General features: G+C 73.0%; 26 protein-coding genes. 17 read left to right on the top strand and 9 right to left on the bottom strand.

Annotated elements, in window-relative coordinates:
* Positions 1-64: 64 nt before the first annotated feature.
* Genes HPY23_RS01530 through HPY23_RS01540 form a run of 3 tightly spaced genes read right to left on the bottom strand, consistent with a single transcriptional unit; the run spans position 65 to position 1,530 of the window.
* Entirely contained in the window at positions 65-301 is a 237-nt protein-coding gene (locus HPY23_RS01530) for an amino acid kinase family protein (RefSeq protein ID WP_200649544.1), read from the bottom strand.
* 4 nt (positions 302-305) lie between these two features.
* The gene (locus HPY23_RS01535; protein WP_091888041.1) at positions 306-998 is read right to left on the bottom strand and encodes a (5-formylfuran-3-yl)methyl phosphate synthase; all 693 of its coding nucleotides are present in this window, start codon (positions 996-998) and stop codon (positions 306-308) included.
* 4 nt (positions 999-1,002) lie between these two features.
* Positions 1,003-1,530 carry a DUF3280 domain-containing protein gene (locus tag HPY23_RS01540; protein ID WP_060847547.1) on the bottom strand — a complete coding sequence of 176 codons (528 nt, stop codon included), beginning with the start codon at positions 1,528-1,530 and terminating at the stop codon, positions 1,003-1,005.
* 144 nt (positions 1,531-1,674) lie between these two features.
* On the opposite strand from HPY23_RS01540, the gene HPY23_RS01545 reads away from it, so the two are divergent.
* From HPY23_RS01545 to HPY23_RS01575, 7 genes are all read left to right on the top strand, one after another.
* Entirely contained in the window at positions 1,675-2,967 is a 1,293-nt protein-coding gene (locus HPY23_RS01545; RefSeq protein WP_091888039.1) for an ABC transporter substrate-binding protein, read from the top strand.
* Positions 2,968-3,095: 128 nt separating this feature from the next.
* On the top strand, positions 3,096-4,088 hold the full coding sequence (locus HPY23_RS01550; RefSeq protein ID WP_060847549.1) for a YVTN family beta-propeller repeat protein: 993 nt from the start codon (positions 3,096-3,098) through the stop codon (positions 4,086-4,088).
* A gap of 157 nt (positions 4,089-4,245) precedes the next feature.
* Positions 4,246-4,668, top strand: a complete 423-nt coding sequence (locus tag HPY23_RS01555; RefSeq protein ID WP_091888037.1) for a cupredoxin domain-containing protein — start codon at positions 4,246-4,248, stop codon at positions 4,666-4,668.
* A 65-nt stretch (positions 4,669-4,733) separates the two neighbouring features.
* On the top strand, positions 4,734-4,973 hold the full coding sequence (locus tag HPY23_RS01560) for a hypothetical protein (protein WP_091888035.1): 240 nt from the start codon (positions 4,734-4,736) through the stop codon (positions 4,971-4,973).
* On the top strand, positions 4,970-5,722 hold the full coding sequence (locus tag HPY23_RS01565; RefSeq protein ID WP_091888033.1) for an ABC transporter ATP-binding protein: 753 nt from the start codon (positions 4,970-4,972) through the stop codon (positions 5,720-5,722). The genes HPY23_RS01560 and HPY23_RS01565 overlap by 4 nt, the downstream gene beginning before the upstream one ends.
* Before the next feature lie 82 nt (positions 5,723-5,804).
* Entirely contained in the window at positions 5,805-6,662 is an 858-nt protein-coding gene (locus tag HPY23_RS01570; protein WP_091888031.1) for an ABC transporter permease, read from the top strand.
* Between the two features lie 24 nt (positions 6,663-6,686).
* On the top strand, positions 6,687-7,295 hold the full coding sequence (locus tag HPY23_RS01575; protein ID WP_060849413.1) for a hypothetical protein: 609 nt from the start codon (positions 6,687-6,689) through the stop codon (positions 7,293-7,295).
* Between the two features lie 206 nt (positions 7,296-7,501).
* Here HPY23_RS01575 and HPY23_RS01580 read toward each other — a convergent pair whose 3' ends face one another.
* From HPY23_RS01580 to HPY23_RS01595, 4 genes are read right to left on the bottom strand one after another with little or no spacing between them, the layout of a single operon-like run.
* The gene (locus HPY23_RS01580; RefSeq protein ID WP_060847554.1) at positions 7,502-8,299 is read right to left on the bottom strand and encodes a formylmethanofuran dehydrogenase subunit C; all 798 of its coding nucleotides are present in this window, start codon (positions 8,297-8,299) and stop codon (positions 7,502-7,504) included.
* Positions 8,296-9,228 carry a formylmethanofuran--tetrahydromethanopterin N-formyltransferase gene (fhcD, locus tag HPY23_RS01585; RefSeq protein WP_091888029.1) on the bottom strand — a complete coding sequence of 311 codons (933 nt, stop codon included), beginning with the start codon at positions 9,226-9,228 and terminating at the stop codon, positions 8,296-8,298. The genes HPY23_RS01580 and fhcD overlap by 4 nt, the downstream gene beginning before the upstream one ends.
* Positions 9,216-10,856, bottom strand: coding sequence for a formylmethanofuran dehydrogenase subunit A (locus HPY23_RS01590; RefSeq protein WP_091888026.1), 1,641 nt, complete (start codon positions 10,854-10,856; stop codon positions 9,216-9,218). The genes fhcD and HPY23_RS01590 overlap by 13 nt, the downstream gene beginning before the upstream one ends.
* Positions 10,850-11,953, bottom strand: coding sequence for a molybdopterin-binding domain-containing protein (locus HPY23_RS01595; protein ID WP_091888024.1), 1,104 nt, complete (start codon positions 11,951-11,953; stop codon positions 10,850-10,852). The genes HPY23_RS01590 and HPY23_RS01595 overlap by 7 nt, the downstream gene beginning before the upstream one ends.
* Positions 11,954-12,260: 307 nt before the next feature.
* On the opposite strand from HPY23_RS01595, the gene HPY23_RS01600 reads away from it, so the two are divergent.
* The 10 genes from HPY23_RS01600 to HPY23_RS01645 all read left to right on the top strand — a co-directional run bounded on the left by HPY23_RS01600 (position 12,261) and on the right by HPY23_RS01645 (position 20,967).
* On the top strand, positions 12,261-13,241 hold the full coding sequence (locus tag HPY23_RS01600; protein ID WP_082742547.1) for a beta-ribofuranosylaminobenzene 5'-phosphate synthase family protein: 981 nt from the start codon (positions 12,261-12,263) through the stop codon (positions 13,239-13,241).
* A gap of 315 nt (positions 13,242-13,556) precedes the next feature.
* Positions 13,557-14,456 carry an NAD(P)-dependent methylenetetrahydromethanopterin dehydrogenase gene (locus HPY23_RS01605; protein ID WP_091888022.1) on the top strand — a complete coding sequence of 300 codons (900 nt, stop codon included), beginning with the start codon at positions 13,557-13,559 and terminating at the stop codon, positions 14,454-14,456.
* A gap of 5 nt (positions 14,457-14,461) precedes the next feature.
* Positions 14,462-15,676, top strand: coding sequence for an ATP-grasp domain-containing protein (locus HPY23_RS01610; protein ID WP_091888020.1), 1,215 nt, complete (start codon positions 14,462-14,464; stop codon positions 15,674-15,676).
* A 106-nt stretch (positions 15,677-15,782) separates the two neighbouring features.
* Positions 15,783-16,766, top strand: a complete 984-nt coding sequence (mch, locus tag HPY23_RS01615; RefSeq protein ID WP_091888018.1) for a methenyltetrahydromethanopterin cyclohydrolase — start codon at positions 15,783-15,785, stop codon at positions 16,764-16,766.
* Positions 16,767-16,790: 24 nt separating this feature from the next.
* Entirely contained in the window at positions 16,791-17,699 is a 909-nt protein-coding gene (locus HPY23_RS01620; RefSeq protein WP_060847560.1) for an ATP-grasp domain-containing protein, read from the top strand.
* Entirely contained in the window at positions 17,696-18,580 is an 885-nt protein-coding gene (locus tag HPY23_RS01625; protein WP_091888016.1) for a triphosphoribosyl-dephospho-CoA synthase, read from the top strand. The genes HPY23_RS01620 and HPY23_RS01625 overlap by 4 nt, the downstream gene beginning before the upstream one ends.
* 219 nt (positions 18,581-18,799) lie before the next feature.
* Entirely contained in the window at positions 18,800-19,315 is a 516-nt protein-coding gene (gene fae, locus HPY23_RS01630) for a formaldehyde-activating enzyme (protein ID WP_048436284.1), read from the top strand.
* Positions 19,316-19,708: 393 nt separating this feature from the next.
* A complete protein-coding gene (locus HPY23_RS01635) occupies positions 19,709-19,855 on the top strand; it encodes a hypothetical protein (protein ID WP_167543924.1) in 147 nt (48 codons plus the stop codon).
* Between the two features lie 132 nt (positions 19,856-19,987).
* Entirely contained in the window at positions 19,988-20,125 is a 138-nt protein-coding gene (locus tag HPY23_RS01640; RefSeq protein WP_167543925.1) for a hypothetical protein, read from the top strand.
* 104 nt (positions 20,126-20,229) lie between these two features.
* Complete coding sequence (locus HPY23_RS01645) at positions 20,230-20,967, top strand: class I SAM-dependent methyltransferase (protein WP_091888014.1); 738 nt, start codon at positions 20,230-20,232, stop codon at positions 20,965-20,967.
* A gap of 23 nt (positions 20,968-20,990) precedes the next feature.
* On the opposite strand, the gene HPY23_RS01650 is transcribed toward HPY23_RS01645, so the two are convergent.
* Both HPY23_RS01650 and HPY23_RS01655 read right to left on the bottom strand, forming a co-directional pair.
* Entirely contained in the window at positions 20,991-22,289 is a 1,299-nt protein-coding gene (locus HPY23_RS01650; protein ID WP_091888012.1) for an MFS transporter, read from the bottom strand.
* An 85-nt stretch (positions 22,290-22,374) separates the two neighbouring features.
* On the bottom strand, positions 22,375-23,928 hold the full coding sequence (locus HPY23_RS01655) for a UxaA family hydrolase (RefSeq protein ID WP_091888010.1): 1,554 nt from the start codon (positions 23,926-23,928) through the stop codon (positions 22,375-22,377).
* Between the last annotated feature and the right edge of the window lie 316 nt (positions 23,929-24,244).

The raw sequence follows: 24,244 nt of genomic DNA on the forward strand, positions 1-24,244 counted from the left end.
CTACGGCCCCTGGCGGTACTACGGGATGCCGCTATCAACCCTGGAGGCCGATTTGGAGGCGGGGCTACTGTGAGCCCCTATCAACCCCGAATGACGAAGAACCGGAAAATCCGAGGGCCGTTTGCGTCGTGCGCACCGCGTCGGCGAGCGCGCCGCCGCCCGGCACGATCGCCACCGGCCCGTCCTCCCCGTCGGCGAGCGACGAGAGCACCCGGCGCAGCCGGTCGCGGTCGGCCACGAGGCTGCCGCCGACCTTGACGACGGTGAAGGCTCCCGGGAACCCCGGACCCTGCCGCGGCACCGGCTCAGGCCGCCGCGACGCGGGGCGCCGAGAGCCGCCGCGCCGCCTCGGCGATCCGCGCCGGATCGAGCCGCCCGGTGCGGTCCGCCGCCGCGCACAGGCCGCCGCGGAAGCCGAGATAGCCCGGCCGCAACGCCGCGAGATCGGGAATGTCGTCGAGCCGGAGCGAGCCGGCGAGGCCCGAGAGCAGGCCGTGCGCCCGGCACGCCGCCGTGAAGCCGGCGAGCCGCGGCAGGGCCAGGTGGTCGGTGAGGCGACGCCCGTCCTTGCCCCGCGTGTCGATCATCGCGCCGGAAAAACCCGCCTGGGCGAGCCCCGGGACGTCGGCCCCGTCCGGCCCGTCCTCGGCGAACAGCACCGCGATCACCGGCGTGCCGGCGGGCAGAAGCAGGCCCGCCGCGTCGCGCCCCGGCGCCCAGGCGATCTTGAGGTAGCCGACCCCCGTGCCGGCGAGCGCCGCGAGGCAGGCGGAGGCCTCCGCGGCGTCCCGCGGCTCGCCGGCCACCGCGCTGGTGAGCCGGTCGCCGCAGACCGCCACGATCGCCCGCACGGTCTCGGCCGAGAGCGCCCCGAGGGCGCCGCGCTCCGGGTCCTTGCCGTCGATCAGGTCGGCGCCGCCGTCGCGGGCGAGCGCCGCCTCCGCGGCGTCGCGGACGCTGACGAGGAGACGGACGCGGGAGGAAGACGGGTCGGGCACGGGATCAGGACCGGTTCGGCAGCGGCTCGGCAAACAGGCGGTTCTTCACCAGCGAGCGGACGCCGTGGAGCCAGGTCTCGTCGGTGTCGCCCTGGATCACCACCTGGCCGCCGCGCAGCACCTTGCCGCTCGCCACGTCCGTGATGGTGATGTTCATGTTGAGCACCTGGGGCGCGCTGCGCTGGACGTAGCCGTAGACGACCAGAGCCGCCCCCGCCGCCTGGGCGATCTTTTCGGCGCAGCCCTCGCACTTGTAGAGCGGGGCGTCGCGCCGGATCGCCGCGGCCTGGGGCGCCAGGTCCACGGGGTCGAGCCCGCGCCCGGCGACCTCGCGCCGCAGGGCCTCGGTGGCGAGCGCCAGGCGCCGCGCCTCGTCGGGCTTCAACGGCCGCGGCCCGATCACGCCGGGCTCGGCCAGCTCGATCGCGAACACCGCCGCGGGGCTCGACGCCGCCTGGGCGGACGAGCCGGCGGGCAGGGCCGCGAGGGCGGGCAGGATCGCCAGGGCGGAAAGGGCGCGCAGAACCAGCATCGGGCGACCCTCGCATGGCGATGCGGGCCGGCGCAACGCGGCCTCGCGCCACCGGCCTTCGGACTTTGGGCGAAGAATTTCTCAGAAATTCCTCATCGAACAGGCGTTGAGGGCGCCCGACGATCCGGGCTAGCCTGCCCCGGCATGGTCTCCTTCCGTAAGCGCGCCCTCGCCCCCCTCGGCCTCCTCGTCGCCCTGACGGCGGCGCCGGGACCGTGGGCCGTCGCAGCCCAGGCGCAAGCGCCCGATATGCAGGCGCCGGCACCCGCGCCGCCGACGGCCCAGCCCGCGGCTCCGAAGGCGGCGGAGATCCGCATCGGCCTGATCTACCGGCCGGCCCCGGCGCCGTCGTCCTACGACGCGCAGGCCGCGCCCGAGGACGAGGGGCTGGCGGGCGCCAACCTCGCCATCCGCGACAACACCACCACCGGCCGCTTCGTCGGCCAGAGCTACGCCCTCGACGCGGTGGCGCTCGGCACCGCCGCCCCGGGCGCGCCGCCGCCGCAGAGCCCGGTAGAGGCCGCCCGCGAGCTCGCCGCCAAGGGCCTGCGCTTCATCGTGCTGGCGCTGCCCGCCGACGAGATGCTGGCGGTGGCCGACGCTCTCAAAGGGTCGGGCGTCGTCCTGTTCAACGCCAGCGCCCCCGACGACCGCCTGCGCGGCGCCGATTGCCGGGCCGACATCTTCCACGTCGCCCCGAGCCGGGCGATGCAGACCGACGCCCTGGCGCAGTTCCTGGCCTTCATGCGCTGGCGCAAGCTCTTCCTGATCACCGGCCCGCAGGACGGCGACAAGCTCTGGGCCGAGGCGCTGAAGCGCTCGGCCAAGAAGTTCGGGCTCCAGATCACGGCGGAACGGCCCTGGACCTTCGGCCCCCTGGCGCGGGCGCGGGGCGACACCCCGACCCGGTCCGAGGCCCTCGTCTTCACCCGCGGTCTCGACTACGACGTCGCCGTGGTGGCCGACGAGGCGGGCGATTTCGGCGATTACGTGCCGTTCCACACCGTCGATCCGCGCCCGGTCGTCGGCACGCAGGGGCTGGTGCCGACAACCTGGCACCCGACGCTCGAGGTCTGGGGCGCCGCCCAGGCCCAGAACCGCTTCCGCCGCCTCGCCGGCCGGCTGATGCGCCCCCTCGACTACCAGGTCTGGGCGGCGGTGCGCGCCGTCGGCGAGGCCGCCTTCCAGAAGAAGACCACCGACCCGGCGGCGCTCACGGCCGCCATCGCCGACCCGGGCTTCAGCCTGCCGGGCTACAAGGGCGTGGCCTTGAGCTTCCGCCCCTGGGACCACCAGCTGCGCCAGCCGATGCTGCTGGTGCAGCCCCAGGCGCTCGTGGCGGTGGCGCCGGAGCAGGGCTACCTGCACCAGCGCACGCCGCTCGACACGCTGGGCATCGACCTGCCGGAGACGCAGTGCAAGCTGCCGAAATCGTGATGGGTCACGCCCGCCCCCGCGTCAGCCATAAGTCGGCCTCGCCCGCGATCCCGCGGCAGGCCAGGTAAGATCCGAAGAGCACGAAGAGACGGACCGCGCGGGACGAGCGCGGCCGGAAGGGAGGACGAATGAGCCGTCACCGGATCGGATCGGCGCGCCCCGCGGCGCTCGCAGCGGCGTTGTCCGCCGCCCTCCTCGCCGCGCCCGCCCAGGCCACCACGGTCTATGTCAGCAACGAGAAGGGCAACTCGGTCAGCGTCATCGACGTCGAGACCCTGAAGGTCACGGCGACCTGGCCGGTCGGGCGCCGGCCGCGGGGGATCACGGTCGGCAAGGACGGGAGCCTGCTCTACGTCTGCGCCAGCGACGACGACCGCATCGACGTGCTCGACACCAAGACCGGCAAGATCGTGCGCTCGCTGCGCTCGGGGCCCGACCCGGAGCAGTTCATCGCGCACCCCTCGGGCAACCCGCTCTACGTCGCCAACGAGGACGATAGCCAGGTCACGGTCCTCGACATCGAGAAGAACAAGGTGGTGGCCGAGGTGCCGGTCGGCGTCGAACCGGAGGGGATGGGGTTGAGCCCGGACGGGTCGATCCTGGTCAACACCTCCGAGACCACCAACATGGCCCACTTCATCGACACCAAGACCTTCCAGGTGATCGACAACGTGCTGGTCGACGCGCGCCCGCGCTTCGCCGAGTTCAGCCGCGACGGCAAGTGGCTGTGGGTCTCGGCCGAGGTCGGCGGCACCGTCTCGGTCATCGACGTCGAGACCCGCAAGGTGGTGAAGAAGATCACCTTCAAGATCCCGGGCGTCACCGACGAGCAGATCCAGCCGGTCGGCGTGCGCCTGACCGGCGACGGCACCAAGGCCTTCATCGCGCTCGGGCCCGCCAACCGGGTCGCGGTGGTCGATGCCAAGACCTACGAGGTCCAGAAGTACCTGCCGGTCGGCCAGCGGGTGTGGCAGCTCGCCTTCACGCCGGACCAGAAGCTTTTGTTCACCACCAACGGCACCTCGAACGACGTCTCGGTGATCGACGTCGAGGCGATGAAGGTGACGAAGAGCATCCCGGTCGGGCTGCTGCCCTGGGGCGTGGCGGTCTCGCCGCAGTAAGCATCTTCCCCTCCCACTCGTGGGGAGGGGTCATGGGGATCATAGATCCCGCGTGGGGGTAGTGCAGGAGGCACCGCGGAGGTTTCTCCGGCACCACCCCCCTCACCCCTCCCCACAAGGGGGAGGGGTGGCGATTGACCTCCCACCCGGATTCTTCATGCGCGCCCTTCTCACTGCCGCCCTGGCCTTCGGCCTCCTCGCCACCCACGCCTCCGCGGGCGACCTCACCAAGGGCCGCACCGACCTGCCCGAATTGTTCCTCGGCGCCGAGGACAACGACTACGCGGTGCCCGTGAAGGACATCGAGATGGAGGCGGGCAAGCCCTACCGCCTGCGCATCACCGCCAAGGGGCAGAAGGAATACAAGTTCTTCGCCAGCGAGTTCTTCCGCGGCGTGTGGATGAACCAGATCGTCATCAACCACCTCGAAGTGCACATGGCGGGACCGCCGCACCACCTCGAATTCGACGACCAGGGCACGATCGCGGTGGAATTCGTCACCGTGCGGGCCGGCGAGTTCCCGTGGTCGGTCCAGGGGCTGGAAGGCCGGGGCATGACCGGGCGCTTCATCGTGAAATGATCGAGGGTGGGCGGGTCGCCACCGCCGGCCTACATCGACCGTAATACCAAGGAGGACACCCCCGGATGCGCGCGCTCCTCGCCGCCCTGCTCCTGCTGACGGCCTTGCCCGCCCGCGCCGACGACACGGCGTCGTGCCGGGACGGCATCGCGATGATCAAGGCCGAGCTGGCGAAGGCCCCGGCCGAGGCGGTCGCCAAGACCCTGAAGAAGGAATTGCGCGTCGCCGAGCGGGAGCCCGGCGAGAAGGAATACGACGAGTGCCTGGACGCGGTGCGCGACGCCCGCCGGGCGCTCGGCCGATGAGCGGACCGGCCCTGGCGGTCGAGGGCGTCAGCCACCGCTTCGGCGCCCGCACCGCCCTCGACGCCGTGTCGTTCGAGGTGCCGCGGGCCGCCTTCGTGGCTTTGCTCGGGCCGAACGGCGCCGGCAAGACCACGCTGTTCTCGGTGGTGACCCGGCTCTACGCCAGCCAGGCCGGAAAGGTCGCGCTGCTCGGGCACGACCTGAATCGCGAGCCGTCGCAGGCGCTCGCCCGCCTCGGCGTGGTCTTCCAGGCCCGCACCCTCGACACCGACCTGACGGTGCGCCAGAATCTGCTCTACCACGCCGCCCTCCACGGCATCCCCCGCAAGGCGGCGCTGTCCCGCATCGAGGTGCTGCTGTCCCGCATCGGCCTGGTCGAGCGGCGCGACGACAAGATCCGCACCCTGTCGGGCGGCCAGTCGCGGCGGATCGAGATCGCCCGGGCGCTGATCCACTCGCCCGACCTGCTGCTCCTCGACGAGCCGACCGTCGGCCTCGACCTCGAATCCCGCGCCGACATCGTCGCCATCGTCCGCGCCCTGGTGCGCGAGGAGGGGCTGTCGGTGCTCTGGGCCACCCACATCTTCGACGAGATCGAGGCCGACGACAGGGTGGTGGTGCTGCATCGCGGCCGCATCATCGCCCGGGGCCTCGCCGGCAGCCTGAGCGAGCCGGCCGGCTCCCTCGAGACCGCGTTCCGCCGGATGACCGCCGAGCGCGGCCCCGACGCCGGGAAGAGGGTCGCATGAGGCAAGAGCGTCGCATGAGGCAAGAGCGTCGCATGAGGCAAGAGCGTCGCATGAGGCAAGAGCGTCGCATGGGGAGTGTCGCATGAGCGCGGGCACGAGCCTCACCCCGGTGCGCGGCCGGCTCGATGCCGGCGGCTACCTCATCGCGCTCATGGGCATCGTTCGTCGGGAGCTCCTGCGCTTCTTCAACCAGAAGGAGCGATTCTTCTCGGCCCTGGTGCGGCCGCTGGTCTGGCTGTTCATCTTCGCCGCCGGCTTTCGCAACACGCTGGGCCTGTCGATCACGCCGCCCTACGAGACCTACGTGCTCTACGAGGTCTACGTCGTGCCGGGGCTCGCCGTGATGATCCAGCTGTTCAACGGCATGCAATCCTCGCTGTCGATGGTCTACGACCGCGAGGTCGGCTCGATGCGGGTGCTGCTCACCAGCCCGTATCCGCGCTGGAGCCTGCTGCTGGCCAAGCTGATCGCCGGGGTGATCGTCTCGCTGATCCAGGCCTACGTCTTCCTCGCCATCGCGAGCTTCTTCGAGACCGACATCCCCTGGTCCGGCTACCTCCTCGCCCTGCCGGCCTTTCTGGCGTCGGGCCTGATGCTCGGCGCGATCGGCCTCTTCCTGTCCTCGCTGGTGCGCCAGCTTGAGAACTTCGCCAGCGTGATGAACTTCGTGATCTTCCCGATGTTCTTCGCCTCCTCGGCGCTCTACCCGCTGTGGCGCGTCAACGAATCGAGCGCGACGCTGTACTGGATCTGCCAGATCAACCCGTTCACCCACGCGGTCGAACTCGTGCGCTTCGCCCTCTACGGCGCCTTCAACCCGGTCTCCTGCGCGGTCGTGGTCGGGACGGGCGTCGCGTTCTTCGTCATGGCGGTGGCCGCCTACGATCCCGGCCGCGGGCTGCTCGCCCGGCGCGGCGGCCCGGCCGGGGAGGCGGGCTGACCGCCCTTGAGAGAGATGTCCACGATGCTCCGCTCCACCCTCGCCACGCTCCTGGTCCTCGCCGCCGTCCCGGCGCTCGCCCAGCCTAAGGCCGATCCCGACTGGCCCTGCGCCCAGCGCAAGGTCTCGACGCTGGGCCCCGGCGCGGTCTGGACCGGACCCGACCCGACCCCGGCGCTCGCCGAGTGGGGCAACGACACCGACGCGGCCCTGCTGGCGCAGAAGATCGCGTCGCGCCGGCTGCCGCTCGAGGAGGTCGACGGCCTCCTCGACGCCTTCGCGGGCAAGCTCGACAAGGCCGAGAAGGACACCCGCCTGACCCGCGTCTTCGCCGGCGTGTTCGAGGTGCTGAACGGCGAGCGCGACAAGGTGGTGGCCGGCATCGGCCGCTACGCCCGCGGCCAGAAGGTGATGGCCGAGCGCATCCGCGACGAGGCCGGCCGGATCAGCGAGGTCAAGACCGCCCCGGACGTGCCCGACACCAAGGAGCTGACCGAGCTCGAGTCCCGCTTCAACTGGGACAAGCGCATCTTCCAGGAGCGCAGCCAGTCGCTGACCTATGTCTGCGAGGTGCCGACCCTGCTGGAGCAGCGGCTCGGCGCGATCGCCAAGAAGATCCAGGCGCGGTTGTAGCGATATGAGTCGAATCCCGCCCACGACCTCATCCCGAGGCGTCAGTCGGTCTTCGATCGACTGACCTCGAATGGAGGGCACCAGGGACCATTAAGATTCCTGGGGCACTCCTTCGAGGCCGCTCTGCGGCACCTCGGGATGAGGTTTCTGGGTTGGACCGGGAGTTCAGGGCGGAGTTCAGGGGACGAGACGGCTCCGCCGCTCGTTCAGCCCACCGGCGTGAACAATTCCCCCTTGCCCAGGGTCGCGAGGTCGCCGCCGTAGCGGCGCATCGGGCCGCGCAGCAGCGCCGCCGCCCAGGGTGCATGTGTGGCGATCGACTTGGCCAGCAGGCGCAGCACCACGAGATCCTGCCGTCCGGTCTCGACGAAGGTCGGCAGAAGGGCGCCGTGGCGGGCCGCCACCAGGGTGCCGCGGCGCATGCCGTAGCCCGGATGGTCGCCGACCGCCTCCGCCACGATCGTGCCGGCAATCATCCGCGACGCGGCGTGGTCCCCGGCCTCCCTCACGACGATCAAGCCGGCGCGCATCCGGTCGCCGAGGCGGTCGCCGGCGCGGCCGCCAATCAGCAGCGTCGCGCCGTCGAGCCCGGCGGGCGCGCCGTGGATCGCGCCGCCGGCGCTCTCGGCGGCGTCACCCGCGATGCGGATCGTGCCGCCCCTGGCTGCCGTGCCGGCGAAGGGGCCGGCGGAGCCCGAGACCGTGATGGTGCCCCCCGTCATGCCGGCGCCGAGGCGCTGGCCGACATCGCCCTCGACCACGATCCGCCCGGCCGCGAGGCCGGCGCCGATCCGATCGAGGCGCTCCGTCGCGCCGACGATCCGCAGCTCGTCGGATCCGTCGAGGGTGATCGCGAAGCAGTCGCCCAAGGCGAGGGCGTGGCGGCTGGTCCCGACCGCCAGGCGCGCGGCCTCGCCGTCCGACAGGCCGGCGAGGGCAGCGGGGGTGAGCCCGGCGAGGTCGAGGCGCTCGGGGGGTGCGGCGCGCAAGGTGAGGGTGGTCATGCGGCGGCCCCGAGCAGGTCCCGGAGGTGGAAGTGGTGGCGGCCGAGATTGCCGCCGTAATTGCCCGCCGTGACCGCGACGAGGCCGAGATCGGCCCCGGCCGCCGTGGAGGCGTGGAGCGCCGCCCGCATCGCCGCCGAGACGGCGCCGGCCGAGAGTCCGTCGATGACGATCTCCAGCACCACGTCGACCTCCGGCGGCAGGAGCGAGCCGGCGCGGCCCTTCAGGGTCGGGCAATAGGCGTCGTTGGTCGAGGCCATCATGCCCTTGGTGCGCGCGCCGACCTTGGAGCCGGAGCGCACCACGCCGCCCGGGAAGGGCAGGATCGCGTCCGGGATCGTGCGGGCCGCCGCCACCGCGATCTCGGCCACCCGCAGGGTGTCGGGGAAGCGCCGGCCGAGGAAGAGCAGGTTGCCGCCGCCGACCGCGCCCTGGATCGTCGGCACCGAATGCTCGCAGACGAACTCGCCGTCCATCACCGGCGTGCGCCAGTAGCGGCGCCCGTCGATGCGCTTGGCGGTGGCGAAGCCGTCGCCGAAGTAGCGGATCGCCCCGCCGAGCTTGATCGCCTTGGCGGCGTTGGGGTCGTCCCAGGCGATGCCGGCATAGACCGCGCTGCCCGGCGAGGTCAGCACGCATTGCCCGACCCGGCGCAGCAGCTGGTCCTTGAGGCCGCCGGCATCGAAGCCGAACAGCAGGACCCGCACCCCGGGGCGCCCGTCGGGCGTGTCGTCGGGCGACAAGACGGTGTCGATGCCCGCTTCCGCCCCGCAGCCGATCACCGAGGTGGCGAACCCGGTCATGGTGACGGCGGCGATCATCGCCCATTCGGCGGTGTCGGCGGTGAGCACCAGGGCGGTGCCCGCCATGTCGAAGGCCTCCGCGAAGGTGTCCTCGACCCGGATGCCGTTGAGGATCAGGTCCGGCATGCCACCGCCTCGAAAACCGGCTCGTCCGCCCGGCGGCCCGGGAAGGCCGCGTCGGGAACGGTGAAGCTCGACAGGCCGGCACCGAAGCGGCCCTGGAGATAGGACTCCGTCCGCCGCGCCATGCCGGCATCGGCCTCGACGGAGAGCTGGAGCGTGCGGCCGCGGGTCCAGGCGACGACCTCGCCGTCCTCGACGATCACCGTGCCGTCCTTGATCACCCGATGGGCGCGGGCGAACATCGCGGTCCGGTCCGCCTGGTCGCGGTAGACCGCAACGTCGGCCCGCGCGCCCGGGCGCAGGTGGCCGCGATCGGTGAGGCCCAGGAGCTTCGCCGGCCCAGAGCGGGTGAGCTGCGCCACCTCCGAGAGGGTGTATTCGCGCTCGATCGCCGCGAGGCCCGAGCGCTCGGCCGCGACCTTCGGGTGGGCGGCGACCTCGCGGTCGCGCGCCTCCTTGTCCATCAGCAGGTGGAGGATGCGCGGATAGGCGGTGAAGGGCCCGCCATTCGGATGGTCGGTGGTCAGGATGGTGCGCTCCGGGTCGGGCGAGAGAAGCATCATCTCGAGCCCGATGGCGAATTGCAGCGACGAGGTCGGGCCGCGGTCGCGGTAGCGGAACGGCACGATGCCGCCGCCCTCGGCGTCGCCCGCGTTGACGATCCACTTCCGCGGGCTCGCCGCCTTGCGGCCCGAGAACTGGCGCAGGATGTCGAGCGAGATCGTGGCGGTCTGGCCGAACACCACCTGGCCGATATCGAGCGTGGCGTTGGGATGGCGGGCCAGCGCCTCGGCGATGCGCGGCGCCGCCGACCGGAAGCCGCCGGTCAGCGGGTTGTCCTTGTCGACCGCCGCGTAGGCGTAGAACTGGGCGTGGGCGAAGTGGATGCGCCGGCCCTCCGCCGCTGCAAGCGTCTCGATCAGGCTGTCGTCGGCCCCGGGCAGGCCGAGATTGCTGCAATGGACGTGGAGCGGGTGGGGCACCTTCAGCGCCTCGACCGCGTCGAGGAGCCCGTCGAGGATCTGTCGCGAGGTCAGCCCGTAGGCCGGCACCTCGTCGTCGAGGGAGAAGCGGACCGCCCCGTCCTTGAAGGCGTCGGCGCCGCCGGCATTGATCACCTTGACGCCGAGCGCCCGCGAGGTCGCGACGTTCAGCGCCACGAGGTCGCGCACCGCGTCCGCGCTCTCGCGGTCGCGCAGGAGCTGGAGCAGCTGGTCGTCGTTGCCCATCACGCACAGCCCGCCCCGGTCGAGGAGCGGGATCTCGGCGAGCTCGAGCTGGGTGGCGAGCGCGTTGACCGGCGGCATCGCGGGCTCGACCGCGGTGGTGTAGCCCATCCGGGCGTAGAGCAGGCCGACGTCGCGGCCCGACCCGTGCGGGTTCGGCGCGTCGGGCTCGGCGACACCGAGTTCCGGCAGCAGCAGGCGCGCCAGCACCACGTTGCCGCCGGCGATGTGGGAATGGACCTCGACGCCGCCCGCCATGACGATGCAGCCGGCGGCGTCGATGGTGCGGTCGGGCCCGCGATCCGGGGTGGCGACGATGCGGCCATCCTCGATCCAGACGTCACTGACGGAGTCGCGCCCGGCGGTCGGATCGACCACCCGGCCGCCGGCGATGCGGGTCAGCATGAGGCAGAAAGCTCCGAGGTGGCCGCGGACCGGCGCGGCGGCGCGGCGGCGAGGCGGGCATGGAGGTCGGCGAGGGTCGCGGCGGCGCTGGGCGGCGCACCGGCGGCGGACGCACCCGCCTCCTGCCAGGCGATGACCGCCCGGCCCGGATGCCACAGGGCGGCGCCCTCGGTCTCGCCCGGCACGGCGACGCCGATCACCACCCGGGCCTCGGCGCCGGTCGGCGCCCCGAGGAGCGCCACGGTCGGCAGGGTGCCGGCCCAGGCGGGCAGGGGGGCCGGCAGGGCGGCGAGCCAGAGCGCGGCGTCGACCTCGCCGGCGGCGACCTGGCGCGCGGCGTCGAAGCGCCAGGGATCGTGCTCGGGCCGGCCGCGGCCGAATCCGACCCGCGGCCCCTGGCCGGTGCTCCAGGCGGAGACCTGGACGGCGGTGCGGCCCTGGTAGGGGTCGCCGAGGGCGAGCGCGAAGCAGCGCGTGGTCTCGTTGAGGTCCTTGACGAGGCCGGTCAGCATCTCGGCCCCGAGGGCGCCGATCTCGGCCGGATCGTACACCACCACGCCGTAGAGGGCGTCGCGCAGGCGCGCCGCGAGGTCGGCGAGGGGATGGGGACCGGCGACCCGGCCGGCGACGAGGCCGCGCAGCAGCCCGAGCGCCGCCGGGATCCCGGCCTCGCCCGCCGGATAGGCGACGTGCTGCACCGCACCGTCGCCGGTGCCGCCGAGCGCGACGAGCGTGCGCGGTCGGCCCGCGGCCCGGCCGCGCACGGGTGCGTCCGCCGAGAGGTCGCGGGCGAGGCCCGACGCCCACGGCGCCCGGCCGACGACGAGGACGAGATCGGCCCGGCCCCGCGTCTCCGCCGGGGTGGTGGCCATGGCGCCGGCCGAGGCGAGGGCGCCGAGATCGGCGTAGATCGCCGCGCTGGCGGCGGGATCGACCGAGGCGCCGAGCGTCCGGGCGAGGTCGTAGGCCACCTGAACGGCCGCCGCCTCGGCGACGAGGCCGGCGACGAGGGGGCTGCGCGCCCCCGCCAGCAGCTCCGCCGCCGCCGCGACCGCCGCGTCGCGCTCCACCGCCCGCCCGTCGATCCAGGCCGTCATCCGCCCTCGCTCACGTCTTCGCGACCCCGCGGATCGCCCGATCCCGGAGCCGCCACGATTCCGGGTCGGACGGTCGCATCCGGGAGGGCGGCGAGGCAAGTCCCCCGAAAGTCCGGCTCGCCGCGCCGGGCGCTAAAAAATATCCGCCGGGCACGATATCCGCCCGTCATGATATCCGGTCGACATATCCGACCGGCACGGCCAGCCCGAGAGTTGCCCAGGCGACCGGCGGTGTGGGACAGTCCCGCGGGCGGGACGGACGGCCCGGCGTGATCGCCCGGGCGACAGGGCAGGAAGCGAGGCCGGTTTGGCGCACGGGACGGCGACGGCGCGGGCGGAGGTGCGGGTGCGCGCCCCGGCGCGGCTGCATTTCGGCTTCCTCGACCTGCATGGCGGGCTCGGCCGGCGTTTCGGCAGCATCGGGCTCGGGCTCGACGCGCCGGGCATCGACCTCACCGCCGCGCGGGCCGACACCCTCCGGGTCACCGGAGCCGACGCCCCCGGCCTCGCCGCCGAATGCGAGCGGGTGCGCGGCTACGCGGCGCTGGCGGCCCGGCACCTCGGCGTGCCGGAAACGGGGGCGTTCCATCTCGCGGAGGCGATCCCCGCCCATGCGGGCTTCGGTTCGGGCACGCAGCTCGCCCTCTCGGTCGCCGCCGCGCTCGCCGCGCTGCACGGCGCCCCCTTCGCGCCGGCCGCCTTCGCGGACGCCCTCGACCGCGGCAACCGCTCGGGCGTCGGGCTCGCCGCCTTCGTCACCGGCGGCCTCATCGTCGATGGCGGGCGCGACGACACCGACGCGCCGCCCCCGGTCATCGCCCGGCTCGCCTTCCCGGAGGCCTGGCGGGTGGTGCTGCTGCTCGATGCCGGCCGCACCGGCGTCCACGGCCCGGAGGAGCGCCGGGCCTTCCGCGAGCTGCCCCGCTTCCCGGCCCCGGAGGCGGCCGAGATCTGCCGCACGGTGCTGATGCAGGTGCTGCCGGCCGCCGTCACCGGGGACCTGCCGCGCTTCGGCGCCGGCATCACGGACATCCAGCGCCGGATCGGCGACTACTTCGCCCCCCACCAGGGTGGGCGCTACGCCAGCGCGGCCGTGGCGGCCGCGCTCGCCACCGTCGAGGCGCAGGGCGTCGCGGGCTTCGGCCAGAGTTCCTGGGGACCGACCGGCTTCGCCCTCGCGGCGGATGCGGCGCAGGCCGAGGCGCTGGTCGCGACCCTGCGCGCCCGCCACCCGGACCTGACCTACCGCATCGCCCGGGGCCGCAATCGCGGCGCCGAGATCGGCTGATACCAACGGTCGTTGAAAACGACCTTTGGTTCCGCTCTCGGATTTTCGTCAAGCCTTTGGCTTGGCGTCGAAAATTCGAGATGGGTCATCGGCCCGATGCGTCAGCATCTTGGGCCGATGGTATGAGAGGGAATTCGGAAGCATTTTTGCGGGACACTGCCCGCCGGGGCCGGGTTTGAGCCGGCGCAACAGCACTATCGTCCAAGACACAGGCGGGGCCGCGCGGCTTAGAAGGCGGGCGGCGCCCGTCCCATCCCCGCAGCACGGGTCGCCGTCGCGTCCGCACGCGCGCACCGCGCCCGACAGGAGGTTCGCATGGCCCGCTCGATCCTGCACATGCTGACGCCGCTCAAGCACATGAGCCCGTTCGACGTGAACATGGCGGTGGATGCGGGCTTCGAGGTCGTCTCGACCTACACCGCAGTGGAGCTCGCCGAGGTGGTGCCGCTGGTCCAGGACTCGATCTTCTCGCGCGCCCCCCAGGACGGCACCCGCACGGCGATCTTCATCGCCGGCAAGAACGCCGAGGCCTCCCTCGACATGGTGGACGCGGCGACGAGCGCCTTCGTGCCGCCCTTCGCCAACCACGTCTTCGCCGACCCGGCCGGCTCCTTCACCACCGGGGCCGCCATGGTGGCCTGCGTGCGCAAGGCCCTGCGCGACAAGTTCGACGAGGGACTCGCGGGCAAGCGCGTGGCGATCTACGGCGGCACCGGGGTGGTGGCCTATTGCGCGGCGGTCATCGCCGCCCAGGAGGGCGCCCGCCCGGTCCTCGTCGGCTATAACGGCCGCGAGCGGGTGGCGGCGATCGCCGACAGCATCCGGACCCGATTCGGCGTCGCGGTCGAGGCCGCCGACGGCTCGGACCAGGCCGGCCGCCTCGCGGCGGCCCGGGACGCCGAGGTGATCCTGTCGGCGGCCGCCGCCGGCGTGCAGGTGCTGAGCGCCGAGGACCTGACCCAGGCCGGCCGCCTGCTCGTGGCCGCCGACGTCAACGCCGTGCCGCCGGCCGGCATCGCGGGGATCGACGTCAACGCCGATGCGGTCCCGCTGCCGAGCGGGCGCGGCGTGGGCATCGGCGCGCTCGCCATCGGCAACGTCAAGTACGGCACCCAAGCCGGGCTCTTCCGCCGCCTGCTCCAGGCCGACCAGCCCCTCGTCCTCGATTTTCGCGATGCCTACCGGCTCGCCGTCGAGCTGACCGGCCAAGCCTGACCGGCATGGGCCTCGAGGGCGCGACCGGCGCGGCGATCCTGATCGCGGCGCAATCCGGCCGGGCGCTCGCCGCCGCGGCGCGCCGGGCCGGCTACCGCCCCTTCGTGGCCGACCTGTTCGGCGACGACGACACCCGGGCCCTCGCGGCCGGCTATCGCCGCGTGCCCGGCCGCCTCGGCGCCGGGCCGGGCGCACGCGGCGTGGAAGCCGCGCTCGCCGCCCTGGCGGCGGAGGCCGGCCGGCCGGTCGGCCTCGTCCTCGGCTCGGGCTTCGAGGGATCGCCCGGGCTGATGCGGCGGCTCGCGGAGCGCTACCCCCTGCTCGGCGCCTCGCCGGATTCCGTCGCGGCGCTCAAGGACCCGGAATCCTTCGCGGCGCTCTGCGCGCGCCTCGCCATCCCGCACCCGGAGATCGCCCTGGCACCGGTGCCGGACCCGGGCGCCTGGCTGGCGAAACGGCGCGGCGCCTCGGGCGGCGGCCATATCCGGGCGGCGCGGGCCGGGCGGCTCGCGGCGAGAACCTACCTCCAGCGCCGCGTCGCCGGGCGTCCCCACGCGCTCGCGGCCCTGGCCGACGGGCGCGGCCTCGCCGTGCTGGGAGCGACCGAGCAATGGACGGCGCCGGGCACCGACCGGCCCTTCCGCTATGCCGGCGCCGCCGGTCCCGTCACCTTGCCGGATTCCGTCCGGGCGGCGGCCGAGCGGGCGCTCGCCGACCTCGTCGCTGCGACGGGCCTGCGCGGTCTCGTCAGCGCCGATCTCCTGGTCGACGGCGCGGCGTGGTGGCTCCTCGAGGTCAATCCACGCCCCGGCGCCACCCTCGACCTCCTCGACCGCGGGCCCGTCCCGCTGCTTGCCGCCCACATCGCGGCGAGCCGGGGCCGGCTGCCCGAGGCGCTGCCGATCCCGGCAGGCGCGGCGGCGGCCGAGATCCTGTATGCCGAAGCCGACATCCCCGCCGTGCCGGCCCTCGACTGGCCCGGCTGGACGATGGACCGCCCCGCCGCCGGCAGCCGCGTCGCGGCCGGGGCGCCAATCTGCACCGTGATGGCCGAGGGTGCGGATGCCGCTGCAGCCCGTCACGCTCTCGCCGTGCGGTCGGCGGCGCTGCGGGCCCGGTTGGAGAAAAGGCCAGCGGACGCCGCGTTGGCTTTCGCGGGCCGCGGCTTCATGCTTGGCGACACGGCGCAGGATCCCCGCTCCCGGACGGGAGAGGGGTAGGGGGTTCCCGCGCCACCCACCTTACCAACGGGGCCGCGAAGACCCCGACCGATTCGACCGGCCTTCGGGGAGACCCGCCCCGGCCCGGCCCAAGGGAGTCCACCCGATGAGTTCCACCCCCGCCTCCGCCGCCCGCCCGAGCGTCAACGCGCTCGCCGCCCCCCTGGTCGAGGCCCTGGCCGCCGAGGCGGTGCGCCTGCGGCTCGCCGTGACGCGGGCGCCGGACGGATCCCGGCTGATCGATGCCGGTGCGGGCGCGCGCGGCTCGATCGAGGCCGGCCGGCGCATGGCCGAGATCTGCCTCGGCGGCCTCGGCACCGTGACGGTGGCCCCCGCCGGCCCCCTCGAGGCCTGGCCCTTCACGCTGACCGTGCACAGCACCGATCCGGTGCTCGCCTGCCTCGGCAGCCAGTATGCCGGCTGGAGCCTCGCCGACGAGGAGGGCGATTCTGGCTTCTTCGCCCTCGGCTCCGGCCCGGGCCGCGCCGCGGCGACGGTCGAGCCCCTGTTCGAGGAGCTGGGATACCGCGATTCCGCTGCGCGCATCGCCCTGGTGCTCGAATCGGGCAGCCCGCCGCCGGCCTCCGTCACCGCCAAGGTGGCCGAGGCGGCGGGCGTGAAGCCCGCCGACGTCACCTTCGTGTACGCCCCGACCCAGAGCCTCGCCGGCGCGACCCAGGTGGTCGCCCGGGTGCTCGAGGTCGCGCTGCACAAGGCGCATTCGGTCGGGTTCGATCTCGGCGCCATCGTCGACGGGATCGGCGCCGCCCCCCTGAGCCCGCCCCACCCGGACTTCATCCAGGCGATGGGCCGCACCAACGACGCCATCATCTACGGCGGTCGGGTCCAGCTCTTCGTCGAGGCGGACGATGCCGACGCCAAGGGGCTCGCCGAGGCCCTGCCGAGCACGACCTCGCGCGACCACGGCGCGCCGTTCGCCGAGATCTTCTCCCGCTTCAACGGCGATTTCTACGCCATCGACAAGCACCTGTTCAGCCCGGCCGAGGTGGTGGTGACCTCGCTGCGCTCCGGCCACAGCCACCGGGCCGGCCGGCTGGTGCCGGAGCTGGTGGCGCGCTCCTTCGCCTGAGGCGGGAACGGAGGGGATCGGATCATGCGGATCGGGCTCGCGGCCGACAACGGCGCCTGGCACAAGGCCCGGCTGCTGGCCGCGCTGACGGCTCTCGGCGCCACGCCGGTGCTGTTCTCGCTCGCCGACGTCACGGTGGAGACCGGGTACCCGGAGCCCCTGCGGGTGCCGGGATTCGACGGCGCCCTGCCGGACGGGGTGCTGTTGCGCACCATCGCGGGCGGTACCTTCGAGGCCACCACGATGCGGCTCGGCGTGCTCCACGCGCTGGTCGCCGCCGGCACCGTGGTGTGGAACGGGCCCTCGGCGATCGAACGCTCGGTCGACAAGGCGATGACGAGCCTGCTGCTCGCCCGCCACCGCATCCCGACGCCGGAGACCTTCGTGCTCTCGCGCCGCGATGCCGCGGCCGCGGTGGTGGCCCGGGAGGCCGCCCCCGGCCGGCCCCTGGTGCTGAAGCCCCTGTTCGGCTCGCAAGGGGAGGGCCTGCAGCTGATCACCCGGCCCGAGGAGCTGCCGCCCGAGGAGCTGGTCGGCCGGGTGTACTACCTCCAGCGCTACGTCGCCCGCCGCGACGGCGCCTGGCAGGATTACCGCGTCTTCGTCTGCGCCGGCCGGGCGGTCGCCGGGATGATCCGCGAGGGCGACGGCTGGATCACCAACGTCCACCGGGGCGGCCGGCCGCTGCCCTGGCGCCCGCCGGCCCGGGCGGCGGAGCTCGCCGAGGCCGCCGCCGCCGCGGTCGGCTGCGGCTATACCGGAATCGACCTCGTCGAGGACGGGGAGGGCGGCTTCCAGGTGCTCGAGGTCAACAGCATGCCGGCCTGGTCCGGGCTGCAGCAGGTGACGAGCGTCGACATCGCCCGGGAGGTCGCCGCCGGCTTCCTGGCGGCGGTGCGGACCGGGCAAGCGCCGCGGCTCGTGGCGCTGTGAGCGCGCAGGCGCCGGGTCTGGCCGCAGCCGCGATCGCCGAGGCCTACCGGGCGGCCTGCCGGGCCGAGCTCGCGGCGATCAAGCCCGGCAACGTCCACGTCCACGCCGCCGGCCACCGGATGAGCGTGGCGGATTTCGAGGCGAGCGCGGCGCTGTCGGCGCCCCATGTCGCGGCCCCCGGCGCGCGGGTCGGCGCCCGGGCGGAGGCGGCGGTCGCCGCCACCCGGACCGGCGTGGGCCAGAACACCAACCTCGGCATCGTGCTCCTCTGCGCGCCTCTCGCGCGCGCGGCCGAGCGGCCCGGGCCCCTGCGCCCGGCGCTCGAGGCCGTGCTGGCCGAGCTCGACGACGCGGATGCGAGCGGGATCTACGCGGCGATCCGGCTCGCGAGCCCGGGCGGGCTCGGAAAGGCCGAGCGCCACGACGTCACGGCGGAGGGTCCGCCGCCGCCGGTGCTCGCCGCGATGGGCGAGGCGGCGGCGCGCGACCGCATCGCGCGGGCCTACGTCACCGGGTTCGAGGACCTGTTCGGCACCGGGCTCTCCGCCCTCGCGGCGGCGCGGGGCCGCGGCCTCGCCGAGCCCTGGACCACCACGGCGGTCCACCTGGCCTTCCTGACCGGCTTTCCCGACAGCCACGTCGCGCGCAAGTTCGGCGCCGCCGCGGCCGAGACGATGCGGGCGGAGGCCGAGGCCGCCCTCGGCCGCCTCGTCCTCGGGGAGGGCGCGCGGGCAGCACTCCTCACCCACGATGCCGCCCTCAAGGCCGCCGGGCTCAACCCCGGCACGAGTGCAGACCTCACCGTCGCGACCCTGTTTCTCGACGCGCTGCAGAACCTCAAGCTCGACTGTCAGGCGCGAGCAGGCGCAACCTGCCAATAAGTCTTAACCGCAACACGGCTTTCCTTCCGTCGCCGGGACGGAAATGGCCCAAGGTACCGGGCGGGCCGGCTTGTTCGGAGTCCAGCGGCGCTGTAGGGTCCGCCCGCCATCCAGACAACCGGTTCGGCTCCCGCTGAACGCCGACAGCAAGGATGGCGGTGCTGCGCCGCACTGACCTAGCGGCCGGCTAACCTTATCGACACCTGGGAGAAGCCCCACATGGCGACGATCAATAAGGTGATGGTGGGCGAGGCCCTCGTCGGCGACGGCAACGAGGTGGCCCATATCGACCTCATCATCGGCCCGCGCGGCAGCGCCGCCGAGACGGCGTTCTGCAACAGCCTGACCAACAACAAGCACGGCTTCACCAGCCTGCTCGCGGTCGTGGCGCCGAACCTGCCGTGCAAGCCGAACACCCTGCTGTTCAACAAGGTCACGATCAACGACGCCCGCCAGGCGGTCCAGATGTTCGGACCCGCCCAGCACGCCGTCGCCAAGGCGGTGCAGGATTGCGTCGCCGAGGGCATCATCCCGGCGAACGAGGCCGACGACCTGTACATCCTGGTCGGCGTGTTCATCCACTGGGAAGCCGCGGACGACGCCAAGATCGAGAAGTACAACTACGAGGCCACCAAGCTGTCGATCGAGCGCGCCATCAAGGGCACGCCGACCGCCGCCGAGGTCACGCAGCAGTACAAGACCGCCCAGCACCCCTTCGCGGCGAACGTCGCTTAGACAGGAAACCGTCCGGAACAGTCAGCGGCACCTCCCCCGCCGCCCCCGCCGCCTCCGCCGCAGGGTCTGTTCCAGCGACTGGCCTCCATTTTCCTCGGACGCTGAACGCACGATCGGGAGGGCCCTCAGGGGCCCTCCCTTTTTCATTTCCCGGCGCGGGCCGTCCGGGCGCCGCGCGGCGGGCATCGGCTCCGCGGGGCCGCCGGATTCGACACGGTCGTCGGCCGCCCAGCGCATGGGCAGAATCCCGGGGCGGCGCATCTTTGAGCGCCGGCCCCTGAGCGATATCCAGCCTCTCCGCTGTTCCCTTCGGCAGCGTGCTGTAGGGTGAGGCAGGGACGCCCGCGGCAGACGGGCGCCCTGAGGATGCGCGGGACCGGAGGGAGACACACCATGCAGGATGTCGCACGGGCGCCGGATGCGCCGCTGCCGCGGACCGAAAGCACCGCCTGGTGGGCGGCCATGCCCCTCGACCTCTGGGGCGTGGTGCTGGCGGTTATCGCCGCGGGTGCGCTGAAGCTCGCCGGAATCCTGCCCTGACCCCTCCACGCCGCGGTCGCACTCTCGCCAAAGCTCCCGATCACCGTCGCCGGCAAGGGTTTCGCAAGGAACGGCCGGCACGATCCAGGTCCGGACCGACAGCGAATCGATCGCGCGCAGGAGGACGGTTCCATGCTGATGGCCTTCGTCGGACGCCTCGCCCAGTCCTGGCGGGACCTCGTCGCGGAGTTCATGGACCCCTACCGCCCCGAGCTGCACTACATGCGCGGCCCCGGTCCGCGCTGGCGCGAGCGGCATCCCGAGGGCTGAAGTCCCCGCTCATCCGGGCCGGGTGTCGTCCGGGCGCGCCGTCTTGCGCGCCGGTTCCGAATCGGTCCCAGCTCGCGGCTCCGTTCGACGACCGGAGCCCGCCGGTGAGCACAGCGCCCGATCCCGCCCACGAAGACTCCGCCCGAAAGTTCGACGCCTCCCGCGCCGGGGAATACCGGCAGCAGAGCCGCATCGCGCTCGCCGGCTACGAGGCCTGCCACGAGCTCTCCGCCTGCATGCTGGCCGCTGCCCTCGGCGCCGGCCGGGAGGCGCGGATCCTGGTGGCGGGAGCCGGCGGCGGGGCGACCGAGATCGTGACGGCGGCGGCGCTCGAGCCGCGCTGGCGCTTCACCGCGGTCGATCCGTCCGAGCCGATGCTGGCGCTCGCCGTCGCCCGGCTGGCGGAGACCGGCCTGGCGGCGCGGACGGAGGTGGTGCACGGCACGGTCGCCGACCTGCCGGACGAGGCGGCGTTCGACGCCGCGACCCTGATCGGGGTGCTCCACCACCTGCCCGGGGACGAGGCCAAGCGGGCGATCCTGCGGGACATCGCCCGGCGCGTGCGCTCCGGCGCACCGCTGATCCTCGCGGGCAACTACCGGGCCTATGCGAGCGAGCCGCTGCTGCTCGCCGCCTGGGGCGAGCGCTGGCGCCAGCAGGGGGCCGGGCCCGCGGAGGTCGAGGCCAAGCGCGCCAGGATCCTGCAGGGGGCCGATCCGCCCCCGTCCGAGGACGCTGTGGCCGAACTCCTGCGCGAGGGCGGCTTCGCGCCGCCGCTCCGGTTCTTCTCGAGCCTGTTCTGGGGCGCCTGGCTCGCCCGCAGGGTCCCGGACGCGGCCTGAACGGCACGTCCGGGCGGGATGGCTCACCCGGCGACCGCCGCCTCGGCGAGGGTGTCGGGCCGGTCGGAGAGGCGGCTCGCGACCACGAGCCCGATCAGCGCGGAGGCGGCGATGATCAGGGCCGGCGCCGCCGTCCAGCCGGTGGCGCCGATCAGCGCGTTGGCGGCCAGCGGCCCGAGGCCGCTGAGCAGCGTGAAGCCGATGTTGAGCGAGAGCGCGACGCCGCTGAACCGCACCCGGGTCGGAAACAGCCCGGCCAGCAGGTAGGCAAAGCTGCCGTTGGCGCCGGCCACCGCCATGGTGAGGAGCGGCAGCACCAGGAACAGGTTCGCGTCGCCCCGCGCCAGCACCTGGTAGGCGGGAATCACGCCGATCAGGACGACGAGCGCGGAGGCCTGCATCAGCCGGCGCGGCGCCACCCGGTCGGCGAAGAACGAGGCGAAGAGCAGCGAGGCCGACATGGCGAAGAGCGCGAGGTTCATCGCCACCGCCACGGTCTTGGGCGGGTACTTCAGCACCTGGATCAGGTAGGCCGGCATGTGGGCGAACAGGATGCCGTTGAAGCCCGCCGTGAGCGCCACGATGCCGACGCCGAGCAGCACCTGGCCGCGGTGATCGCGCAGCACCTCTCCGACCGGGCTGCGGGCGGCCCGGTGCTGGAGGCGCAGGAATTCCGGCGTCTCCTCCAGGGAGCGCCGCAGCCAGAAGCTCACCAGCCCGACCACGCCGCCGAACAGGAAGGCGAGGCGCCAACCCGACTCGGCCATGGCGGCCGGGGGCAGCACCGATTGCAGGGCGAGGTTGACCAGCGCCGCGAGCAGCACGCCGCCGTTGACGAGACAGAAGACGATGCCGCAGGCGAGCCCCGGGCGGCGCGAGGCGGTCTCGACCACGAAGGTGATGGCGCCGGGGAGTTCCCCGCCGATGCAGAGCCCCTGCACGAAGCGCAGGGTCACGAGGAGCAGGGTCGCCCACACGCCCCACGAGGCGTAGGACGGCACCAGCCCCATGGCGAGGGTGCAGGCCGACATGGTGAAGACGGTGACCACGAACACCGTCTTGCGGCCGTAGCGGTCGCCGAAATGGCTCAGCACCAGACCGCCGAGCGGCCGGGCGAGGTAGCCGACCGCGAACACCGCCAGCGACAGGGTGAGCGCCACCACCGGATCGGTCGCCGGGAAGAACGCCGCGGCGATGTCCTTGGCGAAGATCCCGTAGACGATGAAGTCGTAGTATTCGAGCCCGCCGCCGAGGCTCGCGAGCAGCGTCATTGTCCACTGGCGGCGGGTGAGATCGTGCCCGCCGCTCGAATCCGGTGTCATCGTGGTGCCCTCCGGGGCCTTATCGTTCTTGTGCCCCCGGAGCGCCCCTTAATGCAGTCGGGCCGGCGTCGCTATGTTGCGACCGCTACATCACCGCGCCGATCTGCCAGGGCACGAACTCGGCATCGCCGTAGCCGAACCCTTCCGACTTGGTGCGCTCGCCGGACGCCACGCGCAGGACCGTCTCGAAGATCTGGCGGCCCTTCTCCTCGATCGAGACGCCGTCGAGCACGTCGCCGCAATCGATGTCCATGTCGTCCTGCATCCGCCGGTACATCTCGCTGTTGGTGGCGAGCTTGATCGACGGGGTCGGCTTACAGCCGTAGGCCGAGCCGCGGCCGGTGGTGAAGCACAGCACGTTGGCCCCACCCGCGACCTGCCCGGTGGCGGCCACCGGATCGAAGCCGGGCGTGTCCATGTAGACGAAGCCCTTGGCGGTCACCGGCTCGGCGTAGCGGTAGACGCCGGTCAGCGTGGTCGAGCCGCCCTTGGCGGTGGCGCCCAGCGACTTCTCCAGGATGGTGGTGAGGCCGCCGGCCTTGTTGCCGGGGGAGGGGTTGTTGTTCATCTCGCCGCCGTTGCGGGCGGTGTAGGCCTCCCACCAGTGGATCATCTCGACGAGCTTGTGGCCGATCTCGGGGCTCGCGGCCCGCGCCGTCAGCAGGTGCTCGGCGCCGTAGATCTCCGGCGTCTCGGACAGGATCGCGGTGCCGCCCTCGGCCACCAGCCGGTCGACCGCCGCACCCAGAGCGGGGTTCGCGGTGATGCCCGAATAGCCGTCCGACCCGCCGCATTGCAGCGCCAGCATCAGCTCGGAGGCCGGCACGGTCTCGCGCTTGGCCTTCGCCACGGCGGGCAGCATCTCGCGGAGCGCCGCCACGCCGGCCTCGATGGTGCGGCGCGTGCCGCCGGTATCCTGGATGGTGAAGCTGCGGAAGGTCTCGCTCTCCTCGATGCCGTAGGCGCGCTTCCAGCGGTCGATCTGCAGGCCCTCGCAGCCGAGGCCCACCATGATCACGCCGCCCATGTTGGGGTTGGCGGCGTAGCCCCACAACGTGCGCTTGAGGATGTCGGCGCCCTCGCCCTGGATGTCGTAGCCGCAGCCGGTGCCGTGGGTGAGCGGGATGATGCCGTCGATGCCCGGGAACTCGTCGAGGAGGCCGGAGCGCCGCGCCTCTTCGGCGATGAATCGCGCGACCGTGGCCGAGCAGTTCACCGAGGTCAGCACGCCGACGTAGTTGCGGGTGCCGACCCGGCCGTCGGCCCGGCGGTAGCCCTCGAAGGTGGCGCGCTGGGTCTCCGGCACCATCGCGACGGGACGCGCTTCCTCGCAGAAGCGGTAGTCGCGGGCGAAATCGCCCTTGGCTTCGCCGAGGCCCACATTGTGCTCGTGCACCCACTCGCCCGGGGCGATGGGCCGGTTCGCGAATCCGATGATCTGGCCGAACTTGCGGATCGGCGCGCCCTCGGGAATCGCCACCACCGCGAATTTGTGGCCCCGCGGCACGCGGGCGGAGGCGGTCACGCCCTCGACGGCGGCGCCGGGCACGATCGGGTCCACCGCCACCACGACGTTGTCCTCGTGGCTGAGGCGCACGATGCGGGGGTTGGTGGGGTGGAGCGGGGTGGGGGCGGACATGGGTGGGACCTTCAAAACCTTTATCGAGGTATAATGACGTTCCAAGCGCTTTGGAATTTTGTCAGACCCGGACCCTCAACCTGAGCGCCTGTTTGATCGGGAGGACCGACTTCGAACCCTCCTCGTCATCCTGGGGCCGCGAAGCGGAACCCGGGATCCATAACCGCTGACAGCGCAGAACTCGGTGCAACGCGTTCCGCTTCATCCGGTACCGTCAGCGGTTATGGATCCCGGGTTCTCGCCTTCGGCGAGCCCCAGGATGACGATGGAGAGTTTGAAGTCGTTTCTCCCCACCAAACAGGCTCTGAGGTCGCGG

Source organism: Methylobacterium ajmalii, assembly GCF_016613415.1.
GTDB classification, from domain to species: domain Bacteria; phylum Pseudomonadota; class Alphaproteobacteria; order Rhizobiales; family Beijerinckiaceae; genus Methylobacterium; species Methylobacterium ajmalii.